Here is a 246-nt window from a genome sequence, read left to right on the forward strand (position 1 = left end):
CAGATTTTTTTGCTGCAAACGGATTTGCCACATCGTTTTTATCATTTTTTTGATTCTGACTATCCAAGTGTGTCGCAACCGAACGTAATATGGCCTGTCGTCGCTGCTGTGCAAGCAGCCCATCCGTCCATGCTGCCATCATTTCTGGTAATACCAATAATCGCAAAGTATGACCTGTCGGTGCGGTATGAAAGATGATGTGCTCATACCCAGCATCTGCCGCTTCGACTAAATGTTGACACATGG

General features: G+C 45.5%; 1 protein-coding gene. It reads right to left on the reverse strand.

Annotation, left to right across the window (positions count from 1 at the left end; genetic code table 11):
* Positions 1-246, reverse strand: a 246-nt coding sequence (locus V6252_RS12960) for an ArsA-related P-loop ATPase (protein ID WP_341610725.1), incomplete at both ends; no start/stop codon positions are given.

The organism is Psychrobacter proteolyticus (assembly GCF_038155145.1).
Classification (GTDB): Bacteria; Pseudomonadota; Gammaproteobacteria; order Pseudomonadales; family Moraxellaceae; genus Psychrobacter; species Psychrobacter proteolyticus_B.